At 67.5% G+C, this 18,390-nt stretch carries 16 protein-coding genes; 3 read left to right on the top strand and 13 right to left on the bottom strand.

Features of this window, described 5'->3' with window-relative positions; all coding sequences use genetic code 11:
- Positions 1 to 2: 2 nt before the first annotated feature.
- The 5 genes from OB2597_RS16960 to OB2597_RS16980 all read right to left on the bottom strand — a co-directional run bounded on the left by OB2597_RS16960 (position 3) and on the right by OB2597_RS16980 (position 5,869).
- The gene (locus OB2597_RS16960; protein ID WP_009806839.1) at positions 3 to 1,391 is read right to left on the bottom strand and encodes a calcium-binding protein; all 1,389 of its coding nucleotides are present in this window, start codon (positions 1,389 to 1,391) and stop codon (positions 3 to 5) included.
- 84 nt (positions 1,392 to 1,475) lie between these two features.
- Positions 1,476 to 2,960 (bottom strand): calcium-binding protein, encoded by a 1,485-nt coding sequence (locus OB2597_RS22670; RefSeq protein WP_009806840.1) that lies wholly within the window; start codon positions 2,958 to 2,960, stop codon positions 1,476 to 1,478.
- Between the two features lie 109 nt (positions 2,961 to 3,069).
- Positions 3,070 to 3,936, bottom strand: coding sequence for a glycosyltransferase (locus OB2597_RS16970; protein WP_009806841.1), 867 nt, complete (start codon positions 3,934 to 3,936; stop codon positions 3,070 to 3,072).
- A 3-nt stretch (positions 3,937 to 3,939) separates the two neighbouring features.
- On the bottom strand, positions 3,940 to 4,617 hold the full coding sequence (locus OB2597_RS16975) for an ABC transporter ATP-binding protein (protein WP_009806842.1): 678 nt from the start codon (positions 4,615 to 4,617) through the stop codon (positions 3,940 to 3,942).
- A 1-nt stretch (position 4,618) separates the two neighbouring features.
- Positions 4,619 to 5,869 carry a sugar transporter gene (locus OB2597_RS16980; protein WP_009806843.1) on the bottom strand — a complete coding sequence of 417 codons (1,251 nt, stop codon included), beginning with the start codon at positions 5,867 to 5,869 and terminating at the stop codon, positions 4,619 to 4,621.
- 89 nt (positions 5,870 to 5,958) lie between these two features.
- On the opposite strand from OB2597_RS16980, the gene OB2597_RS16985 reads away from it, so the two are divergent.
- The 3 genes from OB2597_RS16985 to OB2597_RS16995 all read left to right on the top strand — a co-directional run bounded on the left by OB2597_RS16985 (position 5,959) and on the right by OB2597_RS16995 (position 10,034).
- Positions 5,959 to 6,726 (top strand): ABC transporter permease, encoded by a 768-nt coding sequence (locus OB2597_RS16985; protein ID WP_009806844.1) that lies wholly within the window; start codon positions 5,959 to 5,961, stop codon positions 6,724 to 6,726.
- 70 nt (positions 6,727 to 6,796) lie between these two features.
- The gene (locus OB2597_RS16990; protein WP_148234756.1) at positions 6,797 to 9,043 is read left to right on the top strand and encodes a glycoside hydrolase family 99-like domain-containing protein; all 2,247 of its coding nucleotides are present in this window, start codon (positions 6,797 to 6,799) and stop codon (positions 9,041 to 9,043) included.
- On the top strand, positions 9,036 to 10,034 hold the full coding sequence (locus OB2597_RS16995) for a hypothetical protein (RefSeq protein WP_009806846.1): 999 nt from the start codon (positions 9,036 to 9,038) through the stop codon (positions 10,032 to 10,034). The genes OB2597_RS16990 and OB2597_RS16995 overlap by 8 nt, the downstream gene beginning before the upstream one ends.
- Before the next feature lie 7 nt (positions 10,035 to 10,041).
- Here the strand turns inward: OB2597_RS16995 and OB2597_RS17000 are convergent, their stop codons facing one another.
- The 8 genes from OB2597_RS17000 to rimM all read right to left on the bottom strand — a co-directional run bounded on the left by OB2597_RS17000 (position 10,042) and on the right by rimM (position 18,224).
- A complete protein-coding gene (locus OB2597_RS17000) occupies positions 10,042 to 11,391 on the bottom strand; it encodes a polysaccharide biosynthesis/export family protein (protein WP_009806847.1) in 1,350 nt (449 codons plus the stop codon).
- 183 nt (positions 11,392 to 11,574) lie between these two features.
- Positions 11,575 to 11,775 (bottom strand): hypothetical protein, encoded by a 201-nt coding sequence (locus tag OB2597_RS17005; RefSeq protein ID WP_009806848.1) that lies wholly within the window; start codon positions 11,773 to 11,775, stop codon positions 11,575 to 11,577.
- Positions 11,776 to 11,919: 144 nt separating this feature from the next.
- The gene (locus tag OB2597_RS17010) at positions 11,920 to 13,677 is read right to left on the bottom strand and encodes a DUF2793 domain-containing protein (RefSeq protein ID WP_009806849.1); all 1,758 of its coding nucleotides are present in this window, start codon (positions 13,675 to 13,677) and stop codon (positions 11,920 to 11,922) included.
- Positions 13,678 to 13,766: 89 nt separating this feature from the next.
- Complete coding sequence (locus OB2597_RS17015) at positions 13,767 to 15,893, bottom strand: GumC family protein (protein ID WP_009806850.1); 2,127 nt, start codon at positions 15,891 to 15,893, stop codon at positions 13,767 to 13,769.
- Between the two features lie 180 nt (positions 15,894 to 16,073).
- Entirely contained in the window at positions 16,074 to 16,295 is a 222-nt protein-coding gene (gene rpmE, locus OB2597_RS17020; protein WP_009806851.1) for a 50S ribosomal protein L31, read from the bottom strand.
- Between the two features lie 12 nt (positions 16,296 to 16,307).
- Positions 16,308 to 16,691, bottom strand: coding sequence for a 50S ribosomal protein L19 (gene rplS, locus OB2597_RS17025; protein WP_009806852.1), 384 nt, complete (start codon positions 16,689 to 16,691; stop codon positions 16,308 to 16,310).
- Positions 16,692 to 16,929: 238 nt separating this feature from the next.
- Entirely contained in the window at positions 16,930 to 17,721 is a 792-nt protein-coding gene (trmD, locus tag OB2597_RS17030) for a tRNA (guanosine(37)-N1)-methyltransferase TrmD (RefSeq protein WP_009806853.1), read from the bottom strand.
- Between the two features lie 2 nt (positions 17,722 to 17,723).
- Positions 17,724 to 18,224: a ribosome maturation factor RimM gene (rimM, locus tag OB2597_RS17035; protein WP_009806854.1), complete on the bottom strand. Its 501-nt coding sequence runs from the start codon at positions 18,222 to 18,224 to the stop codon at positions 17,724 to 17,726.
- Between the last annotated feature and the right edge of the window lie 166 nt (positions 18,225 to 18,390).

Raw genomic sequence — 18,390 nt, forward strand, 5'->3', positions numbered from 1 at the left:
GCTCAGCCCAGAAGATCGTAGCCCGTGCCGCTCACCAGCAGCGTGATTTCCTCCTGCGCCGCGCCGTCGACCAGTGCCCAGATGATCTGCCCCGTGCCGCGGTGGATGACAAAGGCCTCGGCCACGCCCGCAGCCCCGGCTCCGGCTGTGTCGGCCCAGTTGATCTGGAAATCCGCCGCCGTCGCGGGCCCCCGGCCCCAGACCAGCGCGTCGCCTTCGGCGGCGGAATAGTCCTGCACCCAGTCCGACCCGTGATCGAAGATGCCGAGGTGAAAGAACCGATCGCCGCCCCCACCGCCGTTAAGCCGGTCGTACCCGAAGCCGCCGTTCAGGAAATCCGCGCCGTCGCCGCCGAAGATCAGGTCGGACCAGGCGGCCCCGGACAGCGTGTCGTCGCCCTGCTGGCCGATCAGCTCGTCCACGCCAAAGCCGCCCTCGATCACGTCGTCGCCCGCGCCGCCATAGACCAGGTCGTTGCCATGCCCCGCATCGATCCGGTCCGCGCCATCGCCGCCATAGACCACGTCCCTCAGGTCGGCCGCGCTGGTGCCGCCCTCGATGACATCGTCGCCCGATCCGCCGTTCAGCGTGTCGGCCCCGTCTCCTCCGAACAGCCAGTCCGCCCCGCCGTGTCCGCGCAGCACGTCGGTGCCCTCGTAGCCCCGCAGGATGTCGCCATCGGCCCCGCCCGTCAGCGTGTTCGCCGCGTCGGTCCCGGTCAGCGTGGCGCCCGACACCGGGGTCAGCCCCGGCAGGATGCCGTCGCGCATCTCGAACTGCCAGGTCCCGGCGATCCCCGTGTTCCCGGCCTGCGATGCCAGGGCGCCGGCATCTCCGGCGGCGATCCAGGCCTCGGGCAGCCGCACCCCGTTCAGAAGGACCATCGCCCCGGCATCGTCCGAAGCCGTCCCGCTGGTCCAGTCGATCCGCTCATAGGCGAAGCGTATGTCGAAGTCGCCCGCGCCCCGGTCGGTCAGGCGCAGCTGGAACAGGTTCGTCTCGTCGGCTTGCCGCCGATAGCTGCCCACGTCGGCCCAGGTCACGGTCAGATGACCGCCCTCCGGGTCCAGATCGACCCAGATCTGCCCGCTTTCCCGCCCCTCGCCGTCGATGCGTGTATCCACATCGGCCCAGAAGGGCGCGATCATGTCGGCCACGGGCAGCGGCGACCCGACCGCCGGATAGACCTCGACCCCGGCGCCGAAGCTGACGATCCCGTTCGTCCCGACCCGGATGGCGTCGCCGGCGTGGTGCCGGCCGAAATAGGTCAGCCCCCCGGGAAAGACGGCACGGGCATCGAGGGCGAAACTCCCGTCATCAGACCGTGCAAGCGCCGCCTCGCCAAAACCCGCGGGGCCGCCAAGCCCGCGAATGACCCGTCCCGTCGCCATGTCACAGCCCCCCGGTCTACCCACGCCCAATCTGAGCGGAAGCGGTTGAGACTTCGTGAATATCGCCCGCGAAACTCGTGAAAATCAGAAGAGAAAACTGTCGTTGGTAAAGCTCTCGACCGAAAGAGGCGCATGATCGGCCGAGATCAGCTGCAAGGATTTCGCGCCATGGCTGATCACGGCCCCGTCCGGCTGTTCCTGGATCGTCAGCGACCCGACATCGTAGAGCCGTCCCCAGCGGCCGAGGTCCAGCCGATCCTCTCCGACGTCGAAATCCGTCACGACGTCGCGCTGCGCCTCGCCGGAAAAGATGAAGACATCCGCTCCGGCGCCGCCGGTCAGTTCGTCCCGCCCGGCACCCCCCGAAAGAATGTCGTCCCCCGCGCCACCGATCAGGACGTCGTTGCCCGAATCGGCCCAGAGCAGGTCATTCGCGGCGCCGCCTTCCAGTCGGTCCGCCCCGCCGCCGCCCTTGATCAACCCGGCCACGCGCCCCGCCTCCAGCGTAGCGAGGGTCAACCCGGGCTGTCCCGCGGCGACCACCTGGACGGTTCCGCCGATCGTCGTGCTCGCCAGCGCCGAGATATTCTCGAGCGCACCGCCGGCGGAATTCACCAGGACAGAGTGGTGGAACAGCGACCGATCCGGCAGAACCTCCAGCAGGGAGAGCCCGTCATCCGCGCCGCCAGCGACCACGAACCCCCTGTTTTCGATCGAAAAGCCGGTCACCGCGTCGACCTTTTCGAACCGCGACGACAGGCTGTCGATCGCGTGGTCGGCCGTGAAGAGGACGCCCATCTTGTTCACCCGGACAAGACTGAGGGACGATGAATTCGTGCCTGCCACGACGACATACTCCGTGCCGTCCGCGGTCACGGGCGTCACGCTGTCCAGTCCCGCAAGCCACAGCCCGTCCTTCGCGCCCAGCGTGTCGATCAGCGTGGCCCGGCCGGTCGAATCGACCCGGTAGCTGCTGATGCCGTTCTCGGTCGCCGAGGCCGTCACGACAAAGGTCTCAGACCCGATCGCGACCGAGGTGATATCGGCCGTGTCCGCCGCCGCCGCCTTGACGTGATCGGTGATGGTGTCGCGCTGCACGAAGGGGCCGGCGCCGCCGTATTCATAGATGCCCAGCCCCGCGCTGTCCCGTGCACCGGCGATCAGGAAATCGCGCCCTCCGATCTCCACCGCATGGATCTGCGCCACGGGGCCGGTCAGTCCGTCGGTGACGGGGACCTGCGACACCAACCGCCCGTCGGGGGCGATATCGAAGGCGATCAGCGACTCGCGGTCCAGCCCGCTCGCGAGCAGCCGCGGGGCGTCGTCATGCGTGACCGTGGCGAAATCCTCGATCCGGTAGGTGCTGCCCGGCGCCGAGATGGGAACCATGGCGGGGTTCTCCACCGGCCCGGTCTCGGTCAGGCGGAACCGCGTGACGGTGCCATTGGCCTGCGCGCCCGAATAGAGCCAATGCGCCCCGTCATCCTCAAAGGTGAAGAGCGCCGCGATCGACCCGAAGAGGTTCGCATTGTCGCCTGTCAGAGTGTTCCGAAGTCCCAGTTGCAGCATGTCCCGCCCCGCAAGTTCACGGGGAAAATCTGCTGCCTTGGCGGGGAAATGCCGTGGCCGAACCGTGTCGGGCACGGGGCGCGGCGCCGGGATTTTCGAGAAATGCGAATCAGATGCGGCTCAACCCGAGCGCGATGCGGCTGATCGTTCCGCGCGACATGAAGGGGGGACTCCGCGCCGCCCCCAGCCGGGCCGCGAATACGGCCAGTTCGGCGCGATGGCCCGGTGTCAGCGCGGCCGATGCGAGTTGCAGGGCCCGCGTCTGATCGCGCAGCCACCGGTCATAGGTGCCATCCGCCAGAAGGAGCATCCGGCGGAGACGGTGCCGCCCGTGACGCCCGCCCAGCATGTTGCCTCGATGCTGACGATAAAGCAGACCAGGCGCAGCGTCGAAGATCACCGTCCCCCCCGCGCCTAGGACAAGCGCGTGGACCCACCAGTCCGGAAAGGGGGGCAGGGCCCCCGGCTCCGGCAGGAACTGCCGCGCCAGTTGCGCCGCCGACGCGTTGAGAACGGTCGCATTCGCCGGAGCCGGGTTGCGCAGCAGGGCGCAGCGGAAATTCGTCGCGCGCGGCACCGGCGCCGGCCTTGCAGCCTGCAATCGCGGCCCGGTCACGAGGCGGGCCGAGACGACGAGCGCGGGTCTCGAGATGCAGCGGAGGGCGCGGTCCGCCCGCATCAATCTGTCGGGCAGCCAGACATCGTCCTGGTCGCAGAAGGCGACCGACCCCGGTCCTGCCGCGCGCAAAAGGGCCGCCACGTTGCGAGCATGACCCCGGCCCGGCCCCGGCCCCGTTCGCATCTCGAACGGAGCCATCCGCGCGAACTGGTCGAGGATCCTCCGGCTGCCGTCCTGCGAGCCGTCGTCGAAGGCCAGAACCCGGCGGGGCAACAGCGTCTGCCGCGCCAGACTCTCCAGCTGCTCCTGCAGGAAGTCCGCGCCGTTCAGCACCGGCATCAGGATCGTGACCGGCACGGCTCACCGCAGCCAGGGGGGCAGGCGCCCCTGCATCAGATGATCATGGTGTTCGATTGCGCGGGTCACCCTGGCGTAGAAGAACAGCCGCCCCCGCTCCAGCACCGCGCCCGAGGTGCAAAGTCGCGCCAGGAGCTCCATGGAATGCGAGACCACGATTGCCCCCGCCCGGGTGAGCCGCTGGCGCAGCATCTCCTCGCTCTTCTGTCGAAAGGCGCCGTCTCCGACCGATGTCACCTCGTCGATCAGGTAGGTATCGAACGGCACGCCCATGGAGATCGCGAAGGCCAGCCGCGCCTTCATGCCGGCGGAATAGTCCCGCACGGGGCGGCGCAGATAGGGCCCCAGCTCGGCAAAGTCGGCGACGAAGTCGGTCAGATCGCCGGTATCCACGCCATAGACACGGGCCACGAATCGCAGATTCTCGAGCCCCGTCAGATCCGGGTGGAACGAGCCCTGGAACCCGACCGGCCAGGAGACCCGGCCACGCCGGACGATCCGGCCCCGATCGGGGGGCATCGTACCGGCCACCATCCGCAAGAGACTGGACTTTCCGGCCCCGTTCCGCCCGATCAGGGCCATGGCCTCGCCCTCCGGAAAATCGAAGCAGAGGTCCCGCGCCACGTATTGGCGGGTATCGCCCGCGGGGTAGGACTTGGTGACATTCTCCAGGGAAATCATGTCAGTACCTGTCCCGAAGGCTGTAGATGATCAGCATGAGCAGCGACCAGCCGAAGAACAGCCCCCCGGTCAGCAACGCAAGGGTCTGAAGTCGCCGGGGATAGAGCGCGCGTTCCGCCCGTGTCGGACTGCTGTAGGGCGCGAGATAGCGGCTTTGCCGGTCGGCGGCCGCGCGGGTGGTCTGGAAGGCGACGAGAGCCAGCGCATGGGCCTCTTGTGCGACCTCGACATCCACGCTCAGCCGTTCGTAATCTCCCATCAGCCGCGCCAGGTCGCGCTGTCCGCCCGGATCTCCGAAGACGCGCCGTTCTTCCGCGATTCGCCGTTCCAGCGCCGCGATCCTGCGTTCCGACTGTCGGACGCGCGTATCGTTGACAGCCGTACGGCGGCTGTTCGCCCCGCCGGATCCGATCGTCCGCTCGAGCAGTTCCAGGGCGACGGTCTCTTCGGCCAGCGCCTGCCGCAGCCCGTGGATCACCCCCATCTCGCCCTCCAGGTCGGCAAGTGGATCGACGACGCGGTTCGCCACCCTGAATTCCGTCAGCGCGCGTCTGGCGGCGCCGAGCCGAGTTTCGGCAAGCCGCAGCTCCCGCCGGGCGTGGTGAACCCGGTCCGCCCGCGCGATCCCGCCCAGCCTGTTGATCAACTCGCTGCAGGCAGCCTCGACCGCCCGCGCGATCCTCCGGGCGCTCTCCGCATCGAAACTGCGGACCTCGACCTCCATCAGCCCGGCGCCGTGGTCATAGGCGACGTGAACCATGCGCCGCCAGTAGCGCGTCAGATCCTCGATCGAGCCGTCGGGATCGAAGGCGAAGACCGGATCGCGGACATGCCCCCCGGACCAGAGGGCGGCCAGGTCGAGCGCCTCGTCCACCTCGGTCACGAGGGCCTGCGAATCGAGATAGGCGTCCAGGATATCGGTATCCGAAGAGGGCGTGCCGGCCAGTGCCGAAAGCCCGGGCACCGCCGCCAGCACGTTTCCGGCGGGCGCGTCGCCCTCGGCGTGCACGACGAAGCCGAATGTCGAGACGAACTGGTCCTGCGCCCGCGTGTATAGGTACCAGGCCGCCACCCCGCCAGGCAGCGGAACGAGCAGCACGAACAGCGCGATCATCGTCATGTGGCGCAGCCTCAGACCGGCCGGCCCCGCGAAACCCTGCCGCTCCGAGGTTGGCGGAACGAGCGCGGGAAACCCCTCGGGCAGGCCGTCGGGCCGCCGCCGGGGCAACGGATAAAGCGCGCTGCGGACCATGAGCGCCGGCCCTCCTGTTGCTAATTCGTTCTTCAGGTTTCCGGTCTAGACCCGAGTCATCAAGATTCGCCTAACGCCGGAGCCCGGAATTGAGACGCCACACCGCCCCCCGTGCGATCGCCGCCCTCGTGCTGCGCGAAATCGCCACGACATACGGCCGGACGCCCGGCGGTTACCTCTGGGCCGTGCTCGAGCCGGTGGCGGCCGTGGCTCTCCTCTCGGTCGTCTTCGCCCTCGCGTTCGACGTGCCGCCGCTTGGGCGCGACTTTCCGCTCTTCTATGCCAGCGGCTATCTTCCTTTCGTCTTCTACGGCGACCTCGGCCAGAAGGTGGGTGTCGCCCTGCGTTATTCGCGCCCGCTCATGGCCTATCCGGCGGTTTCCTGGATCGACGCGGTCCTCGCGCGGTTTCTGCTGAACGCCCTGACGCATATCCTGGTCGCGGCACTCGTCCTCGGCACCATGATCCTGCTGGCGGGTGCACCCCCGCCCGACGGTCTGCGGGTCGCCGCGGGCATGGGGCTGGCGGCCGCCACCGGCCTCGGATTCGGGATGCTCAACGCCTACCTCTTCGAGCGATGGCCGGTTTGGGAGCGTGCCTGGGCCATCCTCAACCGACCGGCCTTCATCGTGTCCGGCGTTCTTTTCCTGCCCGATGCGGTGCCGCCGCCCTTCGATGATCTCGTCTGGCTGAACCCGCTCGCACACTCGATTTCGCTGGTTCGGACCGGGCTGTACCCCGGGTACGCTCCCGGCGGGCTCGACCCGCTCTACGCCCTTTTCCCACCCTTGATCGCCTTGGTCCTCGGCCTCCTGCTCCTCCGGCGCGATGCGCGGATGCTGCTGTGCAGGACCTAGGTTTCAAGTGCCGTCTTCAGCTCCGGTTAAGACCGGTGTGCCAAATTTTGGAAAACGAGGGGAATCGCTGATGGCTTCTATCGCTCGATGGATGCGGAAGGGCGGCAAGGCGGTGCGTCTGCTGATGCCCGGCCCGTCCACTCTGCGCTACGTCGCGCGGATCCGCAGGGCAGGTCTCTTCGATCCTGTCCATTACCAGGCGCAGATCGCCGGGCTCAACTGGTTGTGCCGGGCATTCCCGATGCGGCATTACGTGCTCTGGGGCGAGCGAATGGGGCTGGAGCCGCATCCCGATTTCTCGCCCGGTGCCTATCTCGGGCTGAACCCCGACGTGGCCGAGGCCGGTCTGCCGCCGCTCCACCATTTTCTCACGCTGGGCCGGGGGGAAGGACGCGGAACCCGGGCCCAACCGGTCGAGTCCCTGCCGCCGATTCGCACGACTATCCCGCGCTTCGACCCGCGGCGTCCTCGCGCGCGCTTTGCCATCCACCTGCATCTCTACTATCCCGACCTCTGGCCGGAGTTCTCGGAGAGGCTCGACCGCCTCGACCTGTCGTTCGACCTCTACGTCACCCTCACCTGGCGCGGACCGGAAACCGAGTGGCTGGCCGATATCATCCGGGAGGCTCATCCCCGCGCGCAGGTCTTTCCCGTGGCCAACCGTGGCCGTGATATCCTGCCTTTCCTGCGCCTCCTGAACGCCGGGGCCTTCGACGGATACGAGGCGATCTGCAAGCTGCACGGCAAGAAATCCCCGCACCGGGACGATGGCGACGCCTGGCGCCGGCATCTCGTGGACGGTGTCCTGCCGGGAAAGGCACTTTGGACAAGCCTCTCCGCCTTTTTGGCCGACGAGGACGCGGCGCTCTGGGTCGCGGACGGCCAACGCTACTCCGTGCGCAAATGGTGGGGGTCGAACCGCGCCAGAACCGACGCCCTGCTGCGCCGGGTCGAGCTTGACCGCTCGGACACCGATTTCGATTTTCCGGCGGGGTCCATGTACTGGATGAAACCCCTGTTGCTGGGCATGATCCGCGCTCTCGATCTGACCGAGGATCTCTTCGAGCCGGAGTCGGGCCAAACCGACGGAACCCTGGCGCACGCGTTCGAACGCGCGATCGGCGCGCTGGCCAAGGCCGCCGGGCAAGAGGTGCGACAGACATCCGAACTGGGGAGGGCGGTTGCCCCGGTCCTCCGGACTCCACGATACGTCTCGGCCTTCTATCTTCCGCAATTCCACCCGGTTCCGGAAAACGATGCCTGGTGGGGCCCCGGCTACACCGAATGGCGCGCCGTGGTCGAGGCCGTCTCGGCTTTTCCGGGGCATCTTCAGCCGGCGCGACCCGCCGATCTCGGCTTCTACGACCTGCGTCTGACCGAAACCATGGCGGCTCAGGCCGGGCTCGCGCGCGGCGCCGGAATCGATGCCTTCTGTGTCTATCACTATTGGTTTGGCGGCCGGCGTCTGCTCGACGAGCCAATGAACCGTTTGCTGGCCCGCCCGGACCTCGATTTTCCGTTCTACCTCTGCTGGGCCAACGAAAGCTGGCGGCGCAACTGGGACGGTCTGTCCGGCGAAATCCTGAGGGAGCAGGACTATGCCCCCGGCTTCGAAGAGGCGCTCGTCCGGTCGACCCTGCCGTATATGGCCGACCGGCGCTATCAGCGGCCCGACGGCCGCACCCCCCGCTTCGTCATCTACCGGCCCGAGGACATGCCCGCGCCGGTCCAGAACGTCGCCCGCATGCGCCGCGCGTGGAGGGAAGCCGGGGTCGGCTCGGTGGAACTGGGCGCGGTGTCGTTCCACGTCGGCGGCTCCTCCGACGTGCCGGAAAACCTTTTCGATTTCTGGATCGAGATGCCGCCTCACGGGCTCGTCGACGACAGCGCCTATCTCTTCGGCGGTTCTGCCGGAAACCTGTTGGGAGAGGCAGGGCCCGCACCGGGCTTCGCCGGGCTGATCTACGACTATCCGGCCGTCGCGCGACGGAGCCTCGACAAGGGCTATCGCGCCGGCCTCCCCGAAAAGACCATCGCCGGCATCATGCCGAGTTGGGACAATTCTGCCCGGCGCCGGGCGCGGGCGCATATCGCCCGGGGTGCCAATCCCGCGACCTTCCGCAGCTGGTTGCGCGACCTGCAACGGGAGCGTCTGGCGCAGTCCTATCGTGGTGAACTGTTCATCAATGCCTGGAACGAATGGGGAGAGAAGGCGATGCTCGAACCCAGTCGCACCTTTGGCCATCTCTACCTCGACATCCTGGCCGAGAGCACGGGACAGGCCAGCTGCAAGCCGGAGGTTGCCGTTCATGGCTAGGCTTGTCCTTCATATCGGCACGCACAAGACCGGGACGACCTCGGCGCAGGATACCTTCCATGCCAACCGCGCCACGCTGGCCGAGCATGGCGTGGTCTATCCCGATCTCGGCCGTCACACCGGCCACCATGGCCTGCTGACCGACTGGATCGCGCTGCCGCAGGCCTATCGCCTGCCCGGAGGCGCTCGCGCCGCGCTGGAAAAACTGGCGGCGGACTGGCGCGGGACCGACCGCACCCTGCTCTTGTCGAGCGAAGAATTCTCGCGGGCCGGCGGACGCGGCGGCCGTGTGGATTTCAATGAACTGCGCCGCATCTTCAGCGGCTATGAATTGACACTCATTTGCGTGCTGCGCGACCAGAAAAGTTTCCTGCAGTCCGTCTATCTGGAATTAGCCCGCAACGGCCCGCCGCCACGCCCGCCCGCCCTCGTCTCCGAGGCGATGGAGACCAGTCAGGTTGATGGTTTGTGGTGCAACTTCAATGCGCTGTACAGCGGGTTGCGACAGACATTCGCCGCGGACGAGATCCGCCTTCTGGACTACGCCGCCGTCCGCACCGCCCCGGGGGGACTCGTATCGCGCCTGATGGAAGTGATCTGCCCCGGCACGAACCCGGAGATTCCCGTTCTTCCGCCGGACGGGTGGTCGAACGTGTCCCCCGGCGTGCTGCCGGTCTGGGCCGCGCAGGTGATTGCAGCGGGCGGACCGGCGCGGCCCCATCTGCGCCGCGCCGCGCAAGAGGCGTCCGATCTGGAATTCGGTCCGGATCGTCCGCAATGTCTCTTTACGCGGGAGGAGAGCGCGCGGCTGGACCTGCATTTCGCCCCGAGCAACGCCGCCCTCGCCACCCGGTTGCAAGGCGACGGGCAGCACTGGCAGCTGTCGATCCCCGACAGACCACCGGACACGATCCATCGGGAAGATCTGGGCGCGGAGTTCTGGATACGTCTGGCGCGGCGCCTCAGCTATGTGGTGCAGGATGCAGCCTGAGCCGACCTCAGTTCGAGGCGAGGCCGGCACTCGATGTCAGCAGAGACGGCACGATCTGCTGCACGACACGGTTCCAGCGGGTGATCGGCTGTTCGGCGATGAAGATGATGTCGTTCGGCCGCATTTCCATGCGCGTGGCCAAAACGAAATTCGCCGCATTCCGGGCGTCGAGGTGCCACGCCGTGACGAGGTCCGGGTTGCCCGCGTCTGCCGTGCCCCGCAGCACGTAGATCTGCCCCGGATTGCCGGTCTCGGACGAGAATCCGCCCTCGGAGTAAAGCGCATCGGCGAGGGAGGCCTGCTGGCCGAACGGCAGTGCATAGCGGCTGGGCGTGCTGACCTCCCCCGTCAGATAGACGTAGTCGCGGTCCACGGCATCCAGCGCGATGCGGTCCTTGAAATTCTCGCGGCCCTCTTCCAATGCCTGGCGGCGCAGATCCACCTCGGCCTGCAGTTCGTTCAGGGCCTGCACACGGGCCTGCTGCTTGTATTGGGCAAGCTGGATCTGTTCGGCGAAATAGGCCCTCGCGCGCTCCAGCTCGTATTCCGTATCGACGAAGATGCTGTCGCCATCGATCAGCCGGCGTTTCTGCAGGTCCGGCTGGCTCAGGTAGTCGCTCAGCGGAATCTGATAGAGGGTGCCGTCGCGGTAAATCCGGATCGAGGCGTAATCAAGATCACTGGTCGCGATCCCCCCGGCGGCCGACAACGCCTCGTCGAGGGTCAGCGTGGTCAGCGTCACCGGCACCACGGTCGGCTGCGCCACGGCGCCGCCGATCGACACGCGCTTGGAGTTGAACTCGGCGATCTCGACGCTGAAGCTGGGATCGATCTGGTTCTCGACCAACTTCTGGAACAGCATGGTCTCGGCCTCTTCGAGCGTCGCGCCCGCTACCTGGACGCGCCCGACCTCGGGGATCGCGATGGCCCCATCATCCTGTACCGTGTACCCCTGTCGCCGGTTCTGCGCCGCCAGCAGGCCGGAGAGTTGCTCGACCGTGGTGGCATTTCCGCGGGTCGCGAGCAGAAGCACGTCGCCCACGCCGATCGTGTAGGGCTGCTGCGGCGGCTGCGGCGGTGCGTTGAGCGTCAGGGCTGCGGGCCGCCGCTCGGGATCGAGAGAGGTCGGGGGTACCGCCCCGATGCCGCGCCCGCCGCGCGGACCGCCAGCATTGGCAAAGAAAACCTCGGGAATCTCCCGGGGGTTGTAGGCGGTGCTGTTCGCCACGCGCACGGTTTCCGGGGTCAGCCTGACGATCTGGACGTTGTCGTCGTTGTCCGAAATACGGGAGGAAATGTAGACCGATCCGCAGCTCGACATCGCAAGCAGGCTGAGAATGGCGATCATCAATTTCATCGGGCTCTCCCTGCAGGCGACGACCTTGTTTGGGTCATGCCCGGGCTCGTTTCAAGCCCCGAGGCCGTTGCAGGGAAAATATTTGCCAAGGCGTTGCATCCGCTCACCGGCCCTGCCCGGCATGCGGCCACGAAAAAACCCCGCCCGGGGGCGGGGTTCTTCCGATTTTCGCAGGATCTCGGATCAGGTGCCGGAGCTGCTGTCGGATGCGGCGACGGCCACGGCGACGACCGCGATGCCTGCGACCACGGCTGCCGGGCCGAGGCCGGACAGAGCCAGGCCGGCCTGCGTCGAGACGGTCGGCTTGCTGGCCGATGCGTTGTCGGCGGAGGCGCCGGTGGCGGCCAGTGCGGCGACAAGCGAAAGTGCTGCGATGCGCTTCATGTTGGTCTCCTCGAGGTTTGTTGCATGCACGTCAGATCTAGTTCAGCGGTTTGCAGCGGGCAACAATCAATTTCCCGCCGCCCCGGAATGCGTGCGTCTTCGCGGATTGCGGCCCCGCGCGTGGCCTCGCTGCAACAGACAGGCTCAGAGCGGCTCAACCACGAGAGTGGCCGCCGCGAGATCGATCCGCCCTCCGGCGATGTTGGCGACCGGCGCATGAACGGTCTTGGAACCGGGCAGGGGCCCGGTGGTCACGATCTCGGTCACGGCGAGCGGATCGGGAAGAACCGAGGCGGCGGCGAACCAGACGCGATGCGCGGCGCCGGTGTCGGGATAGCCTGCCACGCCGCCGGGCTGGTTGGTTTCGTTCGGCCACCAGACCAGCCGGATCGCGGCGGTCCCCGGGGCGAAGTTTCCGGCCACGTCGCCGCCCGATCCGTCGATCCCGCCGATGTGGCGGTTGACCCTGACCCAGCTGTCCGTCGCGGGCAGGTGATAGCCGTCCAGCACCGCGCGCTTGTGACCGCCTGCCGCGGCGCTGTTGGCGAGCGGGGTTCCCGCGGGCCAGGTGCCGCCGCCGTCCCCGGGGTTGCCGAGCGCGGCGGGCAGGGGCGCGGCAAGGGTGACGACATGGGTGGTCTTGTTCACCCCCGCAGGGACGAAGAGATCGGTCGCGGCAATCCGGCTGTAGAGATCATGGGCCTGCCCGCCGGCGCTGCGATAGCCGAAGATGACGACGCCGCAGGTGTCCGCGTCCGGATCGCTGTCGTTCCACCCCGCCGCGTCGGTCAGCTGGATCTGGGTATCGCCGGGGCTGAGCGGGGCGGCGAGGAAGGTCAGGCTGTCGGTCCCGCCGGAGCGGAAGCGCCCGTGGTGCAGCGGCTCGATCACGAGGCCGTCGGCGTCGAGGCAGACTATTCCGAAGGACTGCCGATGCCGTTCCTGCTGCGCATGGGCCGACCAGTCGCCGGCCAGCCCCTCCTGACGGAGGGCGCAACCGACGCGGTAGCAGAGGCGGGGATCGACGGGGATCGTTTCGGTCGAGATGCAGGGTCCGGGCGCATGGCCGGCATGGCGGAAGGCGGCGGGGAGGCCCGGGCTCACGGCGGGATCGCGCGTGAACTGGGCGGGGAAGTTGTAGCCCGTCCCGAGCAGGCCGGAACCGTTGGCGAAGAGATCGGTCCCGCGTGCGACGACGTAATCCTGCGGCACCAGGTCAGCGGTCCCGGCGCCGAGGGCGGGATCGGTAAGCCCGGTCGCCCCGTTGGGAAAATCGACCACGCCGGTGGCCGGATCGGCGCGCAGGGCGGTGTGAAAGGTCGCGCCGTCATCGCTGACCTTGAAGTCGAACGCGTCGGAGCCCACGGTTCCCAGTTCGGCCCGGCCGGACCAGCCGGTCTGGAAGACGAGGCTGGCGGTGTCCGACGCGGCGGCCTTGTTGATCTTCACCTGGTGCCCCGCCCCCTCGTGGGTCAGCAGGCTCGCTCCGGAGGCGACGGTCAGCCGGTTGCCGGCATCGGCGGCGGCATTCACGCCCACCATCGCGAGGTTCTGGTGATCCGAGATCTCGGGGGACCATCCCGTGCCGTCGTGCCGCAGCGTCTGGCCGGTATCCGCCACCCAGGCCGACCACCCGGCCCGGGGCGCGAGAAAGACCCAGCCTTCGCCGGCGCGCATCGCCAGGTCGCCATCCCGCCCGGACCAAGCGCCGGTGGCCCCGGCCGGCAGGATATAGCGGTCGCCCTCGGCCGGATCGGCGGGTTCGGCGGCGGTATCGGCGCTGAGCACGCCGAGCTGGACAAGAGCGTCGAGCGCCAGCAGCGCCTCGTTATGCGTGACGTGCTTCTGCGCCTGCGACGGCTGGATATAGGGCAGCATGAGGTTGGCGGACCGATCGGACATGGACTTCTCCCGGTGTTGATTGCCGGGAGGATCGGGCAGGGACCTTTCCAGACCGTTATGGCACCGCGCGTTGCGGGGCCCGGCCTGCCTCAGTTGTTGTAATAGCTGTCGTAGGCGCCGTAGCTGTCGCCGTAGCCGTACCGTTTCATGCCGCGCTGGCTGATCTGCGTCAGCACGAGGCCCGAGACCTTGACGTTGACGCTGGCGAAGGATTTGAGCCCCTCGTGGACCTGCCGGCGCGTCGTGCTGTCCCATTTCACGCCGTACATGATCGCATCGACGGACTGGCCGATGACGCGGGCATCCGGCACCGCCAGAACGGGCGGCGTGTCGATGATGATGTAGTCATAGGCGGCCCGCGCCTCGTCCAGGAACTTGTGAAAGCGTTCGGACGAGAAGACGTCGGCGGCGTTCACCTTGGACTTCTCGCCGATCAGGATGTCGGCATTGAGCTGGTCGTTGAAGCGCACGGCCTCCTGCAGCGTCGTCTCGCCCGAGAGCACGGCGAGAAGCCCCTGATCCGACTCGATCTCGAAATACTGGCTGAAGACGCGGCGGCGGATGTCGCCCTCGATCAGCAGGACCTTCTTGCCCAGCCCCGAGAGGTTCTGCGCCATGGCCAGCGACTGGGTGGTCTTGCCTTCGCCCGGCACCGATGAGGTCGACATGATCACCTTGGGCGGATTGTCCAGATCGGCCAGCAGGATCGAGGTCCTCAGGTTGCGGATCGATTCCGCGGCCGCGGAATTCGGCTTTTCCGACAGGTACTTGAGCACGTTCTTGCGGCGCCGCGCCGGGATCAGGGGGATCTGGCCGATCACCTGCATCCCGGTGTCCTTCTCGAGGTTTTCCGACACGCGGTAGGTGTTCTGCGCCGCCTCGCGCAGCAGCACGATGGCCGAGCCGGCGATCACGCCCAGGATGAGCGCCAGCGCCAGGACCCGCGTCTTGCGCGGGGCCGAGGGGCGCAGCGGGATGACCGCCTGCGACAGGACCCGGCTGTCGGCCTGCTGGATGCCCTGCTGAACGCTGGTCTCTTTCAGGCGGCTGAGGAAATGCTCGTAGATCAGGCGGCTGGCGTCGGCCTCGCGCTGGTATTGCTGGAGGCTGACCAGTTCGTTCGACTGGCGATCGATGCGCGCGGCCAGGTCCTCGATCGAGGTGTCGAGGATCGCGAGTTGCTGCTGGACCCGGCCCAATTCCTGCTCGGAGCGGGCGACCAGCGTCTCGTAGCGGGCGTCGAAGCTTTCCCGGGCGTCCGCGTCGCCGTCGGAAACCCGGGTCAGCAGCCGGTTGAGCACATCGTCGCCGGTGAGAGAGGCGCGCAGTTCGAAGGACTCGGAACTGTTCTTGCGCAGGCTGGCCGACCGCGCCTCGGCGGCTGCCAGCTGCTGTTCCAGATCGGCCCGGCGGTCGCGCAGTTCCTTGATCTGGCGGTTGAGGGCATAGAGGCCCTCGGGGCTGATCAGGTCGGTATTGGTGCTGAAGGACTTGAGCCGGGTCTCGGCGTTCTCCAGTTCGATGCGCAGGTCGCTCACCCGTTCGGTCAGCCATTCCGTCGCCTTCTCGGTGCGTTGGAACTTCACCGCGATCTGATCCTGGATGTAGAGCTCTGCCATCCGGTTCGCCATCGCGGCGGATTTCTGCGGATCGCGGGTGACGATGCTGATGTAGAAGACGTAGGTCTGCCGGGGGTTCGTGATCGTCACGCTCTCCAGCACCGCATCGACGACCTTGTCCTCGATGATCTGCGGATCGCGCGGCCCGTCGGACAGTGTCCGGCCCAGGATGTTCGTGCGGATCCAGTTCAGCACCGATCCGATCGACACGCCGCTGTCGTCGCGCAGCGCCACGTTGAACTCGGGATCGTCCACGAGGTCCATGTCGCGGACCAGCCCGGTGATCAGGCCGCGCGACTTGAGCACCTCGATCTCGGTATTGATGGTGGCCTGATCCCCCGAGAGGCCGGTCACCACGCTTTCGATGTCGACGATCTGTTCTTCCCGGCTTTCCAGGGTGACGCTGGAGGTCGCCGTATAGAGCGGAACGGCCTGGAAGAAGGCATAGTAGGCGCCGATGAAGAGGGCCACGACCGCGGCCGCCGCGATGATCAGCTTGCCGCGCCAGAGCGTTCCGAGAATCTCACCAAGATCGATTTCGTTCTTTTCGTCGAACTGCGTCTGCGGTTCGCCGTTCCGGATCTTGGTTAGCGCCATCACACTGTCCAGGTTGAGCCTCGGGCCAAGCTCTTCCCATACCTCCCCCGCAAAAGCAATGGGCTGTCACGAAAGCCTGATGGCCCTTGCAACCTGACCGTGTCCGCGCGCCCGCGACCGGCCCCGAAACGCAAGACGCCGCCCCGGGGGGCGGCGCCGCGAAGGTCATGCTGGCAAGGCTCAGAAGCCCAGGCCGGCGTACTTGTTCTTGAACTTCGAAACGCGTCCGCCGGTATCCATCAGGCGCGAGGATCCGCCGGTCCAGGCCGGGTGGACCGAAGGGTCGATGTCGAGCGACAGCGTGTCGCCCTCGGCGCCCCAGGTCGAGCGCATCTGGACCACGGTGCCGTCGGTCATCTTGACGTCGATGACGTGGTAGTCGGGATGGGTGTCCTTTTTCATCTCGTCTGATCCTTACGCTTTGGCCTGCGCCTTGGGTTTGTAGTTCGTCACCTCGGCGATCCGGGCCGACTTGCCGCGGCGCGACCGGAGGTAATAGAGCTTGGCCCGGCGGACCTTGCCGCGGCGGACGACTTCGATGCTCTCGATATTCGTGGAATAGAGGGGGAACACGCGCTCCACGCCCTCGCCGAAGGAGATCTTGCGCACGGTGAACGAGCCGGCGATGCCGTCGCCGTTCTTGCGCGAGATGCACACGCCTTCGTAAGCCTGCACGCGGGTCCGCGTGCCTTCGGTCACCTTGTAACCGACGCGGATGGTGTCACCCGCCTTGAAATCGGGGATGTCTTTCCCCAGTTCGGCGATCTGTTCCGCCTCGAGCTGTGCGATCAGGTCCATCGCTTTGGTCTCCTATATCCGCGGTTTGCCCGCGATCTGGGTGTCACCACATAGCTCTGGTCTTCGTACCGGGTCCCGCTGATGCAGCCCGCCAGAGGTCTGGTCACGCTCTTCTTTGCTCCGACGCCGGGGTCGCGGTCCGGTGAAGAGGCCGGGGCGGACAACAGGCGAACGGTCCGGATGGCCAAGGCCCCGGACGGGCGGCGTATAGGCCGGAATCACCTGCGGATCAAGCGTGTTATTCGTCCTCGGCGCCATGGGCGCGCCACAGATCCGGCCGCCTCTCGCGGGTCAGACGTTCCGACTGGGCGCGGCGCCACTTGTCGATCTCGCCGTGATGGCCCGACATCAGCACTTCGGGGATGCTCCGGCCCTTCCACTCGGCCGGGCGGGTGTATTGCGGGTGTTCCAGCAGCCCCTCGGAAAAGCTCTCGTGTTCGGTCGAGGCGGCGTTGCCCAGCACGCCGGGCAGAAGCCGAACCGTGGCGTCGATCATCGCCTGCGCGGCCAGCTCGCCGCCGGTCATGACGAAATCGCCGAGCGAGACTTCCTCGATCCCGTAGTGGTCGATCACCCGTTCGTCGAGCCCCTCGAACCGGCCGCAGATCATCGTGAGGCCCTGCGCCCGCGACAGCCGTTCGGCCATGGCCTGGTCGAACCGCCCTCCGCGCGGCGACAGGTAGATCAGCGGCCAGGCGCCGCGCGTGCCGCGCATTGCGCTGTCGATGGCGCGGCCCATCACGTCCGGGCGCAGCACCATCCCGGCGCCGCCCCCCGCGGGCGTGTCGTCGACATTGCGGTGACGTCCCTCGCCGAACTCGCGCAGGTTTACCGTTTCCAGCTGCCATGTGCCGTCGGCCAGCGCCCGGCCGGTCAGGCTTTCGCCCAGCACGCCCGGAAAGGCCTGGGGAAACAGGGTGATGATGCGCGCCGTCCAGATACCGGCCAGGGCGACGGGCTCGGTCATGAGGTCGCGGGGCACCAGCGTGGGCCGGATGCTCTTGCGGCCGTGGGATCGCGCGCCGCCCATGCTCAGAAGAGGCCCTCGGGCGGGTCCGCCACGACCTTGCCCCCGGCGAGGTCGACGGTCGGAACGCAGGCGCGGGTGAAGGGCAGCAGAACGGTGTTCTTCAGCCCCGGCCCCTTGATCTCGAGCAGATCGCCCGCACCGTGGTCCATGACGGCGCGGATCGTGCCGATCTCGGTCCCGCCGGTGTCGACCACCCGCAGTCCGATCAGATCGGCATGGTAGAATTCGTCCTCCTCGGTGGCCGGCAGCCGGTCCCGCGGGGCGAAGAGCTGGACACCCTTGAGGGCGTCCGCCTCTTCCTTGGTCGCGACGCCGCCCAGCCGGGCGGCGAAACCGTTCTTGATGGGACGGGTGAGCGTGACCGAATAGCTCGCGCCGTTGTCGCCGGTCAACGGGCCGTACTCGGCGATGGCCTCGGGGTCGGCGCAGAAGCTCTTCAGCCGCACCTCGCCCCGGACCCCGTAGGATCCCGCAATCGCACCCACACAGACCGTTTCGGTCATGCCACACCTATTCGCAGTCGATGTCCCCCGGCACTCCGGCTTCGGGCGGGCAGGCATGTGCCTGTTGCCCGCGTTCGTAGAGCATGCCGGCCCCGAAGGCGATGGCAAGCAGGATCATGAGCCGGACCGGTCGAAAGAGCATCGCGGATCAACGCGGCCCCGCGCC

Source organism: Pseudooceanicola batsensis HTCC2597, from assembly GCF_000152725.1.
GTDB classification, from domain to species: Bacteria; Pseudomonadota; Alphaproteobacteria; order Rhodobacterales; family Rhodobacteraceae; genus Pseudooceanicola; species Pseudooceanicola batsensis.